At 71.2% G+C, this 14,076-nt stretch carries 16 protein-coding genes and 1 pseudogene; 5 read left to right on the forward strand and 12 right to left on the reverse strand.

Annotation, left to right across the window (positions count from 1 at the left end; all coding sequences use genetic code 11):
- Positions 1-93: 93 nt before the first annotated feature.
- The 5 genes and pseudogenes from G3I71_RS06885 to G3I71_RS06905 all read right to left on the reverse strand — a co-directional run.
- Positions 94-687, reverse strand: coding sequence for an ATP/GTP-binding protein (locus G3I71_RS06885; protein WP_164313028.1), 594 nt, complete (start codon positions 685-687; stop codon positions 94-96).
- Positions 662-1,042 carry a DUF742 domain-containing protein gene (locus G3I71_RS06890; protein ID WP_164313029.1) on the reverse strand — a complete coding sequence of 127 codons (381 nt, stop codon included), beginning with the start codon at positions 1,040-1,042 and terminating at the stop codon, positions 662-664. Before G3I71_RS06890 ends, G3I71_RS06885 begins: the two co-directional genes overlap by 26 nt.
- Positions 1,039-1,440, reverse strand: coding sequence for a roadblock/LC7 domain-containing protein (locus tag G3I71_RS06895; protein WP_164313030.1), 402 nt, complete (start codon positions 1,438-1,440; stop codon positions 1,039-1,041). The genes G3I71_RS06890 and G3I71_RS06895 overlap by 4 nt, the downstream gene beginning before the upstream one ends.
- Positions 1,437-2,636 (reverse strand): ATP-binding protein, encoded by a 1,200-nt coding sequence (locus G3I71_RS06900; RefSeq protein ID WP_164313031.1) that lies wholly within the window; start codon positions 2,634-2,636, stop codon positions 1,437-1,439. The genes G3I71_RS06895 and G3I71_RS06900 overlap by 4 nt, the downstream gene beginning before the upstream one ends.
- A gap of 346 nt (positions 2,637-2,982) precedes the next feature.
- Positions 2,983-3,273: pseudogene (locus G3I71_RS06905) on the reverse strand (DUF2087 domain-containing protein); the annotation flags it as partial.
- A gap of 231 nt (positions 3,274-3,504) precedes the next feature.
- Between G3I71_RS06905 and G3I71_RS06910 the strand changes: the two are divergent.
- Positions 3,505-3,786 (forward strand): chaplin, encoded by a 282-nt coding sequence (locus tag G3I71_RS06910; RefSeq protein ID WP_164313033.1) that lies wholly within the window; start codon positions 3,505-3,507, stop codon positions 3,784-3,786.
- Positions 3,787-3,873: 87 nt separating this feature from the next.
- Here G3I71_RS06910 and G3I71_RS06915 read toward each other — a convergent pair whose 3' ends face one another.
- The 7 genes from G3I71_RS06915 to G3I71_RS06945 form a co-directional block, all read right to left on the reverse strand.
- Entirely contained in the window at positions 3,874-4,743 is an 870-nt protein-coding gene (locus G3I71_RS06915) for a tyrosinase family protein (protein WP_164313034.1), read from the reverse strand.
- A complete protein-coding gene (locus G3I71_RS06920) occupies positions 4,727-5,185 on the reverse strand; it encodes a tyrosinase family oxidase copper chaperone (protein WP_164313229.1) in 459 nt (152 codons plus the stop codon). The genes G3I71_RS06915 and G3I71_RS06920 overlap by 17 nt, the downstream gene beginning before the upstream one ends.
- Before the next feature lie 143 nt (positions 5,186-5,328).
- Entirely contained in the window at positions 5,329-5,838 is a 510-nt protein-coding gene (locus tag G3I71_RS06925) for a hypothetical protein (RefSeq protein ID WP_164313035.1), read from the reverse strand.
- Between the two features lie 213 nt (positions 5,839-6,051).
- Positions 6,052-6,546 (reverse strand): DUF5949 family protein, encoded by a 495-nt coding sequence (locus G3I71_RS06930; protein WP_164313036.1) that lies wholly within the window; start codon positions 6,544-6,546, stop codon positions 6,052-6,054.
- 152 nt (positions 6,547-6,698) lie between these two features.
- Positions 6,699-6,989 carry a hypothetical protein gene (locus G3I71_RS06935; RefSeq protein WP_164313037.1) on the reverse strand — a complete coding sequence of 97 codons (291 nt, stop codon included), beginning with the start codon at positions 6,987-6,989 and terminating at the stop codon, positions 6,699-6,701.
- Between the two features lie 233 nt (positions 6,990-7,222).
- The gene (locus tag G3I71_RS06940; RefSeq protein WP_164313038.1) at positions 7,223-8,008 is read right to left on the reverse strand and encodes a hypothetical protein; all 786 of its coding nucleotides are present in this window, start codon (positions 8,006-8,008) and stop codon (positions 7,223-7,225) included.
- A gap of 296 nt (positions 8,009-8,304) precedes the next feature.
- On the reverse strand, positions 8,305-8,544 hold the full coding sequence (locus G3I71_RS06945) for a chaplin (RefSeq protein WP_006382607.1): 240 nt from the start codon (positions 8,542-8,544) through the stop codon (positions 8,305-8,307).
- A gap of 358 nt (positions 8,545-8,902) precedes the next feature.
- On the opposite strand from G3I71_RS06945, the gene G3I71_RS06950 reads away from it, so the two are divergent.
- Genes G3I71_RS06950 through G3I71_RS06965 form a run of 4 tightly spaced genes read left to right on the forward strand, consistent with a single transcriptional unit; the run spans position 8,903 to position 14,048 of the window.
- Complete coding sequence (locus tag G3I71_RS06950) at positions 8,903-10,024, forward strand: DUF3344 domain-containing protein (RefSeq protein ID WP_164313039.1); 1,122 nt, start codon at positions 8,903-8,905, stop codon at positions 10,022-10,024.
- A gap of 45 nt (positions 10,025-10,069) precedes the next feature.
- Complete coding sequence (locus tag G3I71_RS06955; RefSeq protein WP_164313040.1) at positions 10,070-11,251, forward strand: glycosyltransferase; 1,182 nt, start codon at positions 10,070-10,072, stop codon at positions 11,249-11,251.
- On the forward strand, positions 11,248-12,696 hold the full coding sequence (locus tag G3I71_RS06960) for an exopolysaccharide biosynthesis polyprenyl glycosylphosphotransferase (RefSeq protein WP_164313041.1): 1,449 nt from the start codon (positions 11,248-11,250) through the stop codon (positions 12,694-12,696). The genes G3I71_RS06955 and G3I71_RS06960 overlap by 4 nt, the downstream gene beginning before the upstream one ends.
- A gap of 41 nt (positions 12,697-12,737) precedes the next feature.
- On the forward strand, positions 12,738-14,048 hold the full coding sequence (locus G3I71_RS06965) for an O-antigen ligase family protein (protein ID WP_164313230.1): 1,311 nt from the start codon (positions 12,738-12,740) through the stop codon (positions 14,046-14,048).
- Positions 14,049-14,076: the final 28 nt, after the last annotated feature.

The following is a 14,076-nucleotide window of genomic DNA, read 5'->3' on the forward strand; positions in this document are numbered from 1 at the left end:
TGGCCTGGATGGTCCGAACGATCCGGACCCCTGACCGGACCCCCTGTCCGGACCCCCTGTGCGGGGAGGGGCCCGAAAGGGAGGGACCGGGGTTCAGGCCGCGCGGGTGAGCAGGTGCTGGACGAGGGCGATCAGAGCCCTCGCCGAGGACGTCTGGTCCCGGGCGTCGCAGTAGACGACCGGGGTGTCGGGCAGCAGGTCGAGGGCCTCGCGGATCTCGTCCTCGTCGAACTCGCCGGCCAACGGGTCGAAGGTGTTGACGGCGATGGCGTACTCCAGGCCGTACTTCTCGACCAGGTCGATCACCGGAAACGTTTCAGCCAGCCGGGACGGATCGACCAGGAGCAGCGCTCCGAGCGCGCCGCGGGCCATGTCCTCCCACAGCTGCATGAAGCGCTGCTGACCGGGCGTACCGAACAGGTACAGCACCAGTTCGTCGCTCAGCGTGAGCCGGCCGAAGTCCAGCGCGACCGTGGTCGTCACCTTGTCCGGCGCGCCCTTCAGGTCGTCCACGTGTGCGGACGCCTGCGTCATCTTCTCCTCGGTGCGCAGCGGGGCGATCTCCGACAGCGAGCCGATGTACGTGGTCTTGCCCACGGCGAAGTGCCCTACGACAAGGATCTTCGCGGTGGTGGTGACCGCGTCTGAGACGTAGATCGTCTCAGCCGTAGAGCGATTCGAGTCCATGCAGCACCTTTTCGATGATTCCTCTGTCGACGGACTGGGCGCGTGGGGGCGCGGCACGGCGCAGGAGATGACCCTGTTCGAATAAATCGGTCAGCAGGAGTCGGGCCACACCCACCGGCAGCGACAGGTGCGCGGCGACCTCCGCGACGGAGAGGTAGCCGCCGCCGCACAGGTCCCAGATGGCCCGTACCTCGGGGCCGGCGCCGAGCGGCAGCTCCCGGTCGGGAGCCAGCGTGACCAGGGTGTGCAGGGACAGGTCATCGGCGGTCGGCAGCCGCCGCCCGCCCGTGATGACGTACGAGCGGACGAAGTCGCTGGTGACCGTGACCGGCGGTTCCTCGCCGTGCGCGTTCATGCTTCCGCACCGGCGTTCTGACGCGGCGGGGTGGTCATCGCCTTGCCGAGCGCCCCCACCTGCTGCTGCATCCGGAACGACATGGCCTCCATGTCGACGTCCAGCGCTGCCGACACGGCGAGGTAGGCGCCGCTGCCCGCGGCTATGAGGAAGATCCAGCCGCCGTCGTACTCGATCAGCGTCTGCTTCCACAGACCGAGTCCGAAGCCCACGAAGGGGGCGACGGCCCGGCTGAGGGACTGCATCGAGCTCATCGCGGCGGCGTTGGTCTCCGCCGCGTCGCGGTCGATGTCACTGGACCGCTCCAGCAGGAGGCCGTCGGCCGAGACGAGGATCGCGTGACGGGCACCGCGCACCTGCAGCACGTCGTTCAGCACCCACGACAGATCGGGATTCACTGGTCCTGTGGTCCTTCCATGGTCGTCGTGTCCCGCCCGAGCAGCGTTCCGCGCTGGAACGCACCGATACGTGAGGCCGTCACCTCGTTGTGCAGTTCCGCCGGCTCCGGCGGCGGTGGCACCACCGCGACCGGGCTGCCGCGCCGCCGCCGCTTGGGCAGGCCGCCGGCCGTCGTCCCGATCGGACGCTGCGGTCCGCCGGGCGTGGCCACCGGGGTCAGCCGTTGCGGGGCGACCGGAACCTCGGCCCGGGGTTCGGCCTTGTCGGCCCCGCCCTCGGGCTCGGGAACGTCCGTCGTCAACAGGTTCTCTGGCAAGAGAATCACCGCCCGTACGCCGCCGTAGGGGGACACCGAATCGACCGAGACCTTGAAGCCGTACCGGGTGGCGAGCATCCCGGACACGGCGAAGCCGAACTTCGGCGGGTCGCCGAGGCTCGTGATGTCGACCGGTGCCTGCGGGGAGAGCAGCACGGAGGCCCGCGCCTTCTCCTCCGTGTTCATGCCGAGTCCGGCGTCGTCGACGATCAGGCAGACACCGGTGGGTACGGCCTGGATGTTGATGTCGACGCGGGTGCCGGGCGCGCTGTAGTTGGTGGCGTTGGCCAGCAGTTCGGCGAGGACCACCGCGATGGGCTCGACGGCCCGGCTGGCCACGGTGACGTTCACCTGGGTGTTGATGGTGACGCGGTCGAAGTGCTTGATGCGGCCCTGGGCGCTGCGGGCTACGTCGAACACGGAGGCGGTGGTCTCGCGCCGGCCGAGCCAGCCGCCGCACAGCACGGCGATGCCCTGTGCTCGCCGGCCGAACTGGCTGTTGGTGTGGTCGATCATCATCAGGTCGCCGAGGACCTGTTCGTCGTCGCCGTAGCGGCGCTGCGACTTCTCGATGATGAGCTGCTGTTCGTCGGCGAGTACCTGCAGCGTCCGCATCGCGGACTTCAGGACGGCCTTGGTGTCCTCCTCCGCGTCCTTGCGCACCGCCGCCAGATCGCCCGCGTGCTGTGCGTTCAGTTGGGTGTATTCCGCATAGAGGCGGTCGCGCTCACTCTGTGCGGCTTCACGGACGCTCTGCAGGTCGTTGTTCTTCCTGCGGAGCGCCATGTTGGTTCTCCGGGCCCGCATCACTGCGACAACCGCAGCGACCAGGACCACGAGCAAGATCCACAGCAGTGGATCCTGGATCAATGACGTCATGAGACTCTCTTCAAGTCGCCTTGCGACAGGAGCAGTTGCAGTCCGACGGGGCCTGGCCTTGAACTCGGGCCTCGCCCGGTGGCGTACCTTACCGGCGGACCGATTCAGCCACTCCTTCGCATGGGGACCGTAGAGACTGCCCCCGTGCGCATGGCGCGCCTCAGCCTACTGAAAGTGCGATGATCTTAGCAGTCAAAAGAGCGTCAAAAAGGTTCCGCTTAGGCTTACTTGGAGACCTTCACAAGATTCACGTACGGGTCCAAGAGAGTTATGGACCCGATACCGTCCGGACGCGCGAAGGCCCGCTCCCCCTGTTCTCCGGGGAGCGGGCCTTCTGCGCGGACGCTCAGGCGGCGTCGGCCGCGGCGCCGAAGTCGGCCTCGGCGGGCCGCCAGTAGACGCCGCCGTTGCGCCGCAGGTGGCTCAGGTCCACCAGATGCCGACGCAGCGTCACATGGTCGATACGGCTCGCGCCCTCGCACCACACCCGCAGCCGCTCGTCGACGAGCCGCTCCGCGTACTCGATCCCGGGCTCGAAGGTCTCGTCGGCGATGTGCTGGAGCACGATCAGCCTCCGGCTCCAGCGGGCGGGCAGCCGCACGAGCCGGCCGTCCTCCCGTACGAAGGTCCGCAACACGTTCTCGATCTGCTGCCGCTCGTTCTGCTCGGCTTGGTCGGATGCCATGTCCGCGAGGCTAACCCGTGCGCGAGCGGCCTCCCACCACTTTTCCCGTCACCTTCTCCCTGACCGCGCTTCGAAAAGGGTGACGCCCGGCCGCACGCCGTTACCAGGCGTGAGCGGGCGCGTTGTAGGGGAAGTGCGGGCGCGAGTCGAGTGCCCGCACTCATCGAACAAAAGGAGAACGTGATGTCTCGCATCGCGAAGGTAGCCGTCGCCGCTCTCGGCACCGGTGCCGTGATGCTCGGCGGTGCCGGCATGGCCACGGCCGACGCGGGCGCCATGGGCGAGGCCGTCGGTTCGCCCGGCGTCCTGTCCGGCAACGTCCTGCAGGTCCCGGTCCACGTGCCCGTCAACGTGTGCGGCAACTCGGTCAGCGTGATCGGTCTGCTGAACCCGGCCTTCGGCAACACCTGCGTCAACGGCGTCGACACCCCGGGCAACCCCGGCCCCGGCGGCTACGGCAACTGATCTGCCGCAAGCAAGCACCGGAAGAGCCCCGACGGTCCCACCGTCGGGGCTCTTCCATGCCCGCACCTCGTTACACGCAGCTCCTCGCTACGCGTAGCGGTAGAGGTCGCTGTGGTCCTCCAGCTGGTCCGGTGTCAGGTCCCACGGCGGCAGCGACTCGTGCCGGGCGACGACCCGGCCGCGCTGCGCGTCGCCGAGCCGCGGCGGACGGTCGGGCAGATAGCGGGCGCCGGCGCCGTGCCGTTGCTGCCAGCGCGACCAGCACAGGTCGACGAAGGCGTGGTGCAGCCAGAAGACGGGGTCGTTGACGGAGGCACCGCCGACCATGTGCCCGCCGACCCAGCGGTGGACGCGGTTGTGGTTGCGCCACGAGGCTGCGCCCCGCCCGCTTCCCCACCCTTCGAGTCTGTTGCGGAACCCCCTCGCGGACGTCGAGTTCCACGGCGACACGTCGTAGACGGGATCGTCGAGGGCCGAGTCCAGGTCCTGCCGGGTCGGCAGCGTGAGCGGCTCGCGGGCACGGCCGAGGTCCCGGGTGAGGAACTCGCCGTCGGTCACGCTCTCCTTGATGGTCCAGTCACCGTGGTCGTAGGCGAAGGGCCCGGTCATCACCCGCTGGTCGAAGGAGCGCCCGGTGCCACCGAGCAGGTCCTCGCTCCAGGGCACGCCGGCCGCCGTACGGTCCCGGGTCCAGTCCCAGTACGGCAGCGTCACCGACGGGTCCGCGCGCTGCAGTGCCTGCTCCAGGTCCAGCAGGAACTGCCGGTGCCAGGGCAGGAAGGACGGCGCCATGTGGGCCGTACGCAGCCCCTTCTCGCCGTCGGAGACGTAGTACTCGATGTGCGTGCGCACGAACTCGTCGTACTCGCCCCGCCGTTTGACCTCCATCAGCGCCCCGACGAACCGCCGCCGCTCGGAACGCGTCAGCGTGCTGACGTCCTTACGCGTGTACGCCACGATCGCCCTCTCCCCCGCCGTCGACCGTCAGCCGCCGCCCGGGCCCCAGCTCGTCGACGGCCGCGCGGGCCGCCTCCAGGGCCGTGGGGTACGAGCGGTAGTGGTCGACCATGCTCAGATACGTCCCGTCCGCGCGCCGCATCAGATGCAGTGGCCGCCCGTCCACGGTGACGTGCCACCGCCCGTCGCCAGGGGCGCGCATGGCCTGCGCCATGTGGTCGAGGTGATCCGTGTGCCCGGCGTCGGTCTTCATGCCGCGCAGCCGACGGCCCCGGTATGTCTCGTCGAAGGTCGTCGCCTCGTCGCCCTCCCGGTCGTGCCGGGGCCACGCCGCGGCGACGACCGGGACGACCGCCAGGGCGAGGGCCGACACACACAGGGCACGCAGCGCGTCCCGCCGCGTGCCGGAACAGGCACGGGGACCTTCCGGTCCCCGCGGCATTCTGCTGACGAACAACACTCTCTCCCCATCTCCTCGTTCGGTTCGTTCGGTTCGTTCAGGAACGGCGACCGCCCGGCGACCGGGCCCGGGTGTCAACCCCGGGCCCAGAGGGTCCAGTTCGTCAGGTCTCGCGACTACCCGGACTACAGCGAGCCGAGCCCCAGGAAGCCCGTGGGGGCCGTCTGCAGCAGCGGGGTGAGCACGGCGGCCTGCGGCTCCTTGAGCGTCGGCAGGCCGAACACCTCGGGGTTCGACGCGGTCATGGGGGTGTCCACGGACAGGCCGGGGGTCAGGGTCCGCAGATCGGCCGCGGGGAGGCTGACGCCGGCCTCGTCGAAGCCCTTCCCGAGCACCTGCGGCAGCGGTGTCTGCGCCGACAGACCGGGCAGCGCGGCACCCATCGGCACCTGCGGCAGCGCGCTGTCCGGGATCATCCGCCCCTCCACGTACCGCGGTCCCTCGGGCACGCCCGGCGTCAGCAGCGGCAGTTCACCGCCGACCTTGGGCAGGCTCATGTTGAGGGACTTCTCGACGCCGTCCAGCGGTACGGGTACGGGGACCGTGCCGGCCGCGACGGCGGGGGCCGCGGAGCCCACCGCCGCCGCCACGCCGGTGAGGACAGCGGCGGCAAGAATTCGGGTGGTCGACTTCATGACAGTTACGGTCCTTTTCAGGAATCGGGGGGTGTGCGTCCGTATCGCGTAACGATCCTGGGAACCGCATCAGCTGCAGATTCCCCCGTCCGGCGCATTAGTCGTCCGATCGGCCCGGAAGGGCAACCCGGAAGAGCGGCCCGGCCCGGACGGCCGACCCGCCCGTCCGGGCCCCGGACCTCACCGCTCGCCCCGCGGCCGTCGGCTCGGCCGTCAGCGCAGGCTGCGGGCCGGGAGGATGACGTGGGCAGCGGCGGTCAGGGTCTCCTCGGCACCCGCGAAGACGGCCAGCGCCTCCGGCTCGATCGGCTTGCCGGGCTGGGCCTCGGGCCAGGCGCGAGTGGTGAACACCAGGTAGGCGAAGCCCCGTTCGGCGACCGCGGTGAGCCACTCCGGGGGCGGGGTGCACTGGGCGTTGAGCTGCGGCATGTTGAGGACGGCCGAACCGGCCTCGACCAGCAGGCTGACCGGCAGGCTCGGGCGGGTGGAGCCGTCGACGATGTCGCCGCCGACCGGCAGACCGGTGTTGGCGAGGAGCTGCTCGACGGCGACGGCCGAGGCCTCCGGGCCGCCCTCGCCGTCCCCGAGGGAGTAGGCGAGGAGGTAGGGCATGTCGCCGTCGGGGGCCTCACCGCTCCAGGCCATCACGACGAGCGTGCCCAGGTCGGCGATGCGGAAAGGGCGCGTTTCGCTTGAGGTTGAGGTCACCGCGGAACCTTATCGACGGGATTCGGGGCGGCCGGCCGCATTCTCACTCGACCGGGGGATTTCCCGCCGGTATCCACACGAAAGAGGGACGGGACTCGAACAACGCGAAGGACCGATTCCGCCGTGCGGAATCGGTCCTTTCGACAACCGTGTCAGCCCTGGAGGGGGAGTCCGCCGAGCAGCCCGCCGGTCGAGTTGAGGGCGGTCGTCGCGCCCTTCACCGTGCTGAGCGCCGAATCCTTGTTCTCGGTGTCGAGCGCGTTCGACTGGTGCTGGAGCGGCTGCACCTGGTCCAGGTCGAGGGGGCCCTTGGTGAGCGTGTTGACGGCGCCGTTGAGGCTGGTGGGCGTGAGGTCGGCGGTGTCGTAGGCGAACGCGGGCGCGGCGGCTCCGGCGATGACCAGGGACCCGGCAACAACAGCGGCAGCCTTCAGGGACTTCATCGTGTTCCTTTCTTCGGCAACTCATGTCACCAGAGGGAATTCTGTCGCCGTGCCTAACGAGCCCCGGTCGCGACGGAAACCCTGTACGCAGAAATTTCTGCGGCGCAGACGATTTCGGAACACGGAATGCGTCTCAAAGGATTGACGCACAAGCGAAATTGACGCACGGGAAAAAGTACGGCCGCCGTGCCGACCGGGTGGGGTCGGCACAACGACCGGGAGAGCTTCCCTAACTAACGGGCCGGCAGCGGGAGGGGCGGTACCGGGACCGGCAGCGGCGGCACCGCTGCCGGCAGCTTCGGCAGCGGCGGCAGACCCGCCAGGTCCGGCGCCGGCAGCCCGCCACCGAGCAGGGTGGCGGCGACGAAACCGACGAGGCTCGTCAACACGCCGGTGACGGCCGGGACGACGTTCGCGACATCCCCGGACGTGACCGCCGTGAGCAGCGTGTCGACCGACTTCTGCAGCGCGGCGAGCGCGTCGCCCTTGATGTCGAGAGGCCCCTTGGCCGGCTTGCCCGCCTTGCCGTCCTTGAGGCTCAGCGGGAGAGCGGGCGCGGGCGGCAGCGCGGGCACCGCCGGGAGAGCCGGGGTCGTCGGCAGCGCGGGGGTGGTGGGGAGTGCCGGAGCGGTCGGGAGCGCGGGAGCCGCCGGGACCTCCGGTGTCACCGGCAACGCCACCGGCGGAGTGGCCGGGGCCGCCGCCGTGGCCGCTGCGATGGCCGACTTCACGGTGTCGGCCAGCTTCGTCGCCTCGTCCAGCGGCAGCTGACCGTTGTCCGCCTTGAGTACGGCGCCCAGCAGATCGGTGACGGGTTTCAGTACGCCGCCCAGGTCGCCCAGCGACTTCACCTGTGCGAGGAGCGCGTCGGCGTTGGGTACGGGCGCCCGTGAAGCCGAGTGGCCGCGCTCGCGGGCCGCGTCGCCGTCCGCCGCCAGGGCGGCCGGTGCGCCTATGCCGAGCAGAAGGGTGGCGCAGAGCGCGGTGGACGCGAGACGCCGTGCGGGCAGAGCACGCATGGAGGTTTCCTTTCGGTGGTTCGGTGGTTCGGTGATCCGTGTCGGACCATGTCGGACCGTGTGTCCGCTGTCGGATCCACCGTCAGATCCACCGTTGCCGCCTGCAACCGGTCACGCGCGCAAAGTGACGGCCCGTCGGCCGCGTCCCGTACGTCATCGCTGGTGAGGGCCTGTATCGAGGCCCACTCGGCGAGTTGGCCGTCCGGCCCGCCATTCGGGGCAAACGCCGGAAAAGCGAACCGGCCGCCCTCCCTGGAAAGGAGAGCGGCCGGCAGAAGGGTCAGCGTCGACTGATGTCAGTCGTTGACGCAGGTGTTGCCGAACGCCGGGTTCAGCAGACCGATGACGTTGACAGTGTTGCCGCAGACGTTGACCGGAACGTGGACCGGAACCTGCAGGACGTTGCCCGACAGGACGCCCGGGGAGTGGGCAGCGGCGCCGTGCGCGTCGCTGTCGGCGGCGGCGACACCGGCGGTACCCGCCACGGCGGCGACGGCAACGGTGGAAAGGGCAAGGCCCTTCGCGATACGCGACATGGAGAAGTGCTCCTTGGAAGTTGTCACAAACATCCGGGCGGGGATGCCCGGCGCTGTGTCAACGCGTGGCACGCGCCCGGGTTGTGCCGCCAATGGGGTGATCTCTCGAATCGCTCGGCTGCACGATTACGACACAGTTGACATGAATCACCAATAAATACGCATAGCGGCTAGAGTGACCCACCTTCTGTCAGCCGCCCCGGAGCCGCCCAAAGGTCGACCGCCACCTCGAATCCGTCGCGCGAAACAGTCCGGGTGCGCCTGCGGCACACAGGCGATCTCCAGATTTTCCGTCCATCGGTCCACAACCCCTTTCCTCACTCTTTCCCGACTTTTTCCCGAAAGGGCAACGCCGGTCATGTCTGTTTCCCCGGGTCTTCTGCTGCGCCGTGCGATGGTGGGCGTCTTTGCCCTCGCCGCGATCTGGACTCCGGGAGGTACGGCGACCGCCGCGCCGCCCGTCGGCCAGGAGCCCGGCAAGGAGTCGGCGCGCCTCGCGTTCACCCAGCGGTATCGCGCTCTCCAGCACGGCGGGATCGTCCGCGCGGCCAACGCGTCCATCAGCTGCCGCGCCGCCCTCGGGACCTGCGCGGGCATCCGCAGGGGCGAGAGCCTCGTGACGGGAACGGGCGGCGCCAGGGCGGCGGTCAACGGCGACCTGGACATGTTCTACGTCGATGTCGACAGCGACCCGAACACGTACAACTCCAGCCGCGCGGAAGTCCGGGTGCCGCAGGGCGGCAAGGTCTCCTACGCGCGGCTGTACTGGGGCGGCAACCTCAAGGTCGGGGAGCAGAAGCCGCCGAAGGACAACGGGCGGGTGCTGATCGCCGAGCCCGGCGGCCAGTACAAGGAGCTGCTCGCGGACTCGGTCGTCGGGCACCGGGTGGCGCACGGCGCCGACGCGTTCCAGGCCTCCGCCGATGTCACCGAGCTGGTCCGGGACAGCGGTTCGGGGCTGTACACGGTCGCGCAGGTCAATGTGGCGATGGGGAAGTCGGCCGCCGGGGCGTGGGGCGGCTGGACGCTGGTCGTGGCGTACGAGAACGCGGCGGAGCCGCTGCGGCACCTCGTCGTGTGGGACGGATTCGACGCGCTGGGGGACCGGAAGGGTGACGGCACGTTGGTCCGGTTGGCCGAACTGAAGTTCCCGGCGGGCGCGAACGGGCGCGCGGGCCTGGTCGCCTACAACGGGGACCGCGGCAGCGCCGGCGACTCCCTGACGGTGTCCGCCGCAGGGCGTACGACAGCGCTGGGAGACGCGGCCAACCCCCTCGACGACGTGCTGAATTCCACGATCGCCGGCGCCGTCTCGGAGCGTGTTCCGGCGTACGCGAACACCCTCGGCTACGACTCCGACGTGTTCGAACTGGGTACGGCGCTACGGCGCGGCGGTGACCAGCTGGCCTTCCGGCTCGTTTGCCACCGGGACGCGGCGTGGGCGGGCGCACTTTTTGTGGCCGTCGACGCCCGGCAGTAGCCGAGGTGCGTCCGGCACCGCCACCCGTGAGCGAGGAAACCGCGCATGCAACTGATCGCACCGGACCCCGGGCCACGGGTCCTGCACGTCACCCAGCCGGTGGACGGCGGGGCGCCCCGGGTCGTGACGGACCTGGCACGGGCCCAGCTCGCCGCCGGTCTGCACGTCACGGTCGCCTGCCCGGACGGCGGTGACCTCGCCGCGCGACTGCGGGCGCTCGGCGCCGACGTACACCCCTGGCACGCGACCCGCTCGCCGGGACCCTCGCTCGTCGGGGAGGTGCGGCGGCTTCGGCGGGTGGTCGGGGCGGTGCGGCCTGACGTCGTGCACGCGCACAGCGCGAAGGCCGGACTCGCCGCCCGGCTGGCGGTACGGGGGCGAGTGGCGACAGTGTTCCAGCCGCACGCCTGGTCGTTCGAGGCGGTCGGCGGCCCCACCGCCGCGCTGGCGCTCAAGTGGGAGCGGTGGGGCGCGCGTTGGGCCTCCCGGGTGGTGTGCGTGAGCGACGCCGAACGGGCGACCGGGGTGCGCGCCGGGATCGCCGGTCAGTGGCGGGTGATCCCGAACGGGATCGACACCGAGCGCTTCCGCCCGGCTCCCGTGGACTCCGTACGGGCCGGGATTCCGCTGCTCGCGGGGGTCGATCCGGCCGCCCCGCTGGTCGTGTGCGTGGGGCGGCTGTGCCGGCAGAAGGGGCAGGACGTGCTGCTCCGGGCGTGGGACGAGATCGCGCGGCGGGTGCCGGGGGCACGGCTGGTGCTCGTCGGTGACGGTCCGGAAGACCGGCGGCTGCGGGATCTCGCCCCCGACTCCGTGCTGTTCGCGGGGGCGGTCACCGATGCCGTCCCCTGGTACCGGGCGGCCGATCTGGTCGTCCTGCCCTCGCGGTGGGAGGGCATGGCGCTGGCGCCGCTGGAGGCGATGGGCTGCGGGCGGCCGGTGGTCGTCACCGACGTGGACGGCGGACGCGAGTCCCTGCCCGCCGCTCTCGCCCCGCGCTGTCTGGTGCCGGCCGAGAACCCGGCCGCGCTGGCCGGAACCGTCTCCGAACTGCTGCTCGACCCCCTGCTGCGTGAGTCGCTGGGGCAACTGGGGCGTCGGCACGTCCTGTCCGCGCACGACGTACGGCACTCCGCCGAGGCCGTCGCGGGCGTGTACCGCGAGCTGATCACCGCGCACGCCGTGCGGCCCGTGCGCGCCGAGTACAGGGAGTCCATCCACTCGTGACTGCGGAAAGTACCGTCCCCTCCCCCGGCGGAGGGCCTCGGGAGCACGGATTCTCATCAGTGTCGGCCGTCTCGGTCATCCCGCGCCGCGGGTCGGCGGGCGGCTTCAGATTCCCGGCCGGGCGGCGCCCCGCGCCCCGGCCGGCCTCCCCGCTGCCACTGCTCGCCGTCGACAGCAGCGCCGCCCTGCTCGGCGCCCTGGCACTGGCCGAGCCCCAGCGCCACCCCGTTCTCGTCGGCGCGCTGCTGCTCGGTGTGGTCGTGCTGAACACGCGCGCCTCGCTCTACCGGCCCGATTCCGTGCCCGCGTTCCTCGACGAACTGCCCGCCGTCTGCGGCCGGATCGCGATGGGCTGGCTGGCTCTGGCCGCCGTGATCGGGGCGTACGCGTCCGCCGACGCGCTGTCCGCGCGGACCCTCGTACTGGGCTTCGCGGTACAGGCGGCGGCGAGTGCGGCGGGCCGAGCGACCGTCCACTGGCGGCGGCGCCGGGCGCTGCTGCGCCGCCCGCACACGGCCCTCGTCATCGGCCCGGCCGGCACCGCCCGGCGCGTGGCCGCCGCGTTCCTGCGCCATCCGGCGTGCGGGGTACGGCCGGTGGGGCTCGTCACCGACCACCCGGACGGCGGTGCGGGCCTGCCCGTGCTGACCACCGGTGAGGAGGTCCAGCGGGCGCTGATCCAGAACGGCGTCCGGACCGTGCTCGCCGTCCATCCCTCCGTACGGGCCGAACAAGGGCCGCTGCTAAGGGCGTTGGCGGAGTCGGGCTGCACGGTGTGGGAGATCGACGCCGAGTCGCCCTCGTACGAGAGCGCCGAACGGCTCGCCGGGTTCTCCTGCCGGCGGCTCGCGATGGTGCCGGACCGGCCGGGCAGCCTCGGCAAGCGGCTGCTCGACGTCATGGTCTCGGGCACTCTGCTCCTGCTGGTCTCGCCGCTGCTGCTGCTGTGCGCGGTGGTGCTCAGGCTGACCGGCGGACGGGGTGTGGTCTTCAGGCAGGAGCGCATCGGCCTGGACGGGCGCCCCTTCACCCTCCTCAAGTTCCGCACCCACCGCCCGGTCGACGAGATGGAGTCGGCGACCCGCTGGAGTGTCGCCGACGAGCAGCGCATGAACTGGTTCTGCCGCCTCCTGCGCCGCACCTCGCTGGATGAGTTGCTCCAGCTGTGGAACGTCCTCTGGGGCGACATGAGCCTGGTCGGGCCCAGGCCCGAACGCCCGTACTTCGTCGGCAAGTTCAGCCAGACCTACCCCGGCTACGCGGCCCGCCACCGGATGCAGACCGGGATCACCGGGCTCGCCCAGATCCACGGGCTGCGCGGTGACACCTCGATCGAGGACCGCTGCCGGTTCGACAACGCCTACATCGACAACTGGTCGTTGTGGCAGGACATCTGCATCCTGCTGCGCACCTTCGCCACGCTCGTCCGCCCGACAGGAAGCTGAGCGCAGTGAGCCACAGCCCCACGCTGACGTTGCCGCGCCGAGTGCCCTTCCCGTACGTCACGTACGTCGCGTCCTTCGCTCCGCTCCTGCCCGTGATCCTGGTGATCGCCCTGCTCGCGCTGCCCGCCGCGCAGGGCACCGACGGCGGCGCGACCCCGGCCGACGCCGTCTCCGGACTGGTGGTCCTCTACTGCGCGATCCGGCTCGTACGGGAGCGGCGGCGCCCCCTGTCCCGGACGGCCGCCGTGGTGCTCGGGATGCCGGTGGTCGGGCTCGCGGTCGCGGCCGTGGGGGCGTCCTCGCCGGCGGCCGGCCTCGGGGGCCTGGGGCGCTACCTCCAGATCTTCGTGCTGGTCCCGGCGTCCGTGGTGCTGCTGGTCCGCGACCGGCGCGACTTCCGGGTGCTGGCCTGGGCGTTCGTCGGGTTCGCCCTGTTCCAGGGGGCGGTCGGGGTGCACCAGTTCGTGACCGGGACCGGTGCCTCCTACCAGGGCGAGGAGATCCGGGCGGTGGGCACCTTCGGGCCCGCCGACGTGATGGGCATGGCGACCGTGGTGGCCTTCGGGCTGATGTGCGCGCTGGGGCTGGCCCTCGGGGCCACCGCCGCCCGGCAGCGGGCCGTCGCCGCCGGCTGCGCCCTGGTGCTGCTCGCCCCGCTCGCCGTCTCCTTCAGCCGGGGCGCCTGGATCGCCACGGCGGCGGCCTGCACGCTGCAGCTGATGCTGGCCGGGATGCGGCGCGCGCTGAAGGTGGGCGCGGTGGTGACCGCCTCGGCGGTGATCCTGGTCGGCGGCCTCGGCCTCGGCTCGGCGATGCTCCAGGAGCGGATCAGCAGCATCGGCCAAGTCACCGACGCCCCCGACCAGTCGGTCACCGACCGGTACACGATGTGGGCGGCGGCGACCGACATGTGGAGCGAACACCCGCTCACCGGCGTCGGGTTGAAGGGTTTCCCCGAACACCGCGACGGACACGCCTCGTTGGCCCTGTCCTCGGGCAGCGACACGGAGGGCGCGGGCGCCGCGTTCCGCAAGCAGCCGCTGCTGTCCCCGCACAACATGTACCTGCTGGTGCTGAGCGAGCAGGGCCTCATCGGGCTGCTGGCCCTCGGGGGCAGCTGGCTGGCGCTGCTGGTGTGCGGCCTGCGGGGGCTGGTACGAGCCCGGCGGTCGGCGTCCGGCGGCCTCGACTGCGCCCTCGCCGCCTGCGGGCTGCTGATCTGGCAGCTGATCGACTTCCTGTACGCCGACATCGGCGGGCCCGCGACCGTGCTGACCGCCGTCGTCTTCGGGTTCGTCGCCTGGTGGGCCCTCGTCGGGGGCGACGACCTGCCCGAGGCCTCGGCGCGATGAACGCGACGCCGCCTCGGACCGAGGGAGA

The organism is Streptomyces sp. SID12501, assembly GCF_010550245.1.
Taxonomy (GTDB): Bacteria; Actinomycetota; Actinomycetes; order Streptomycetales; family Streptomycetaceae; genus Streptomyces.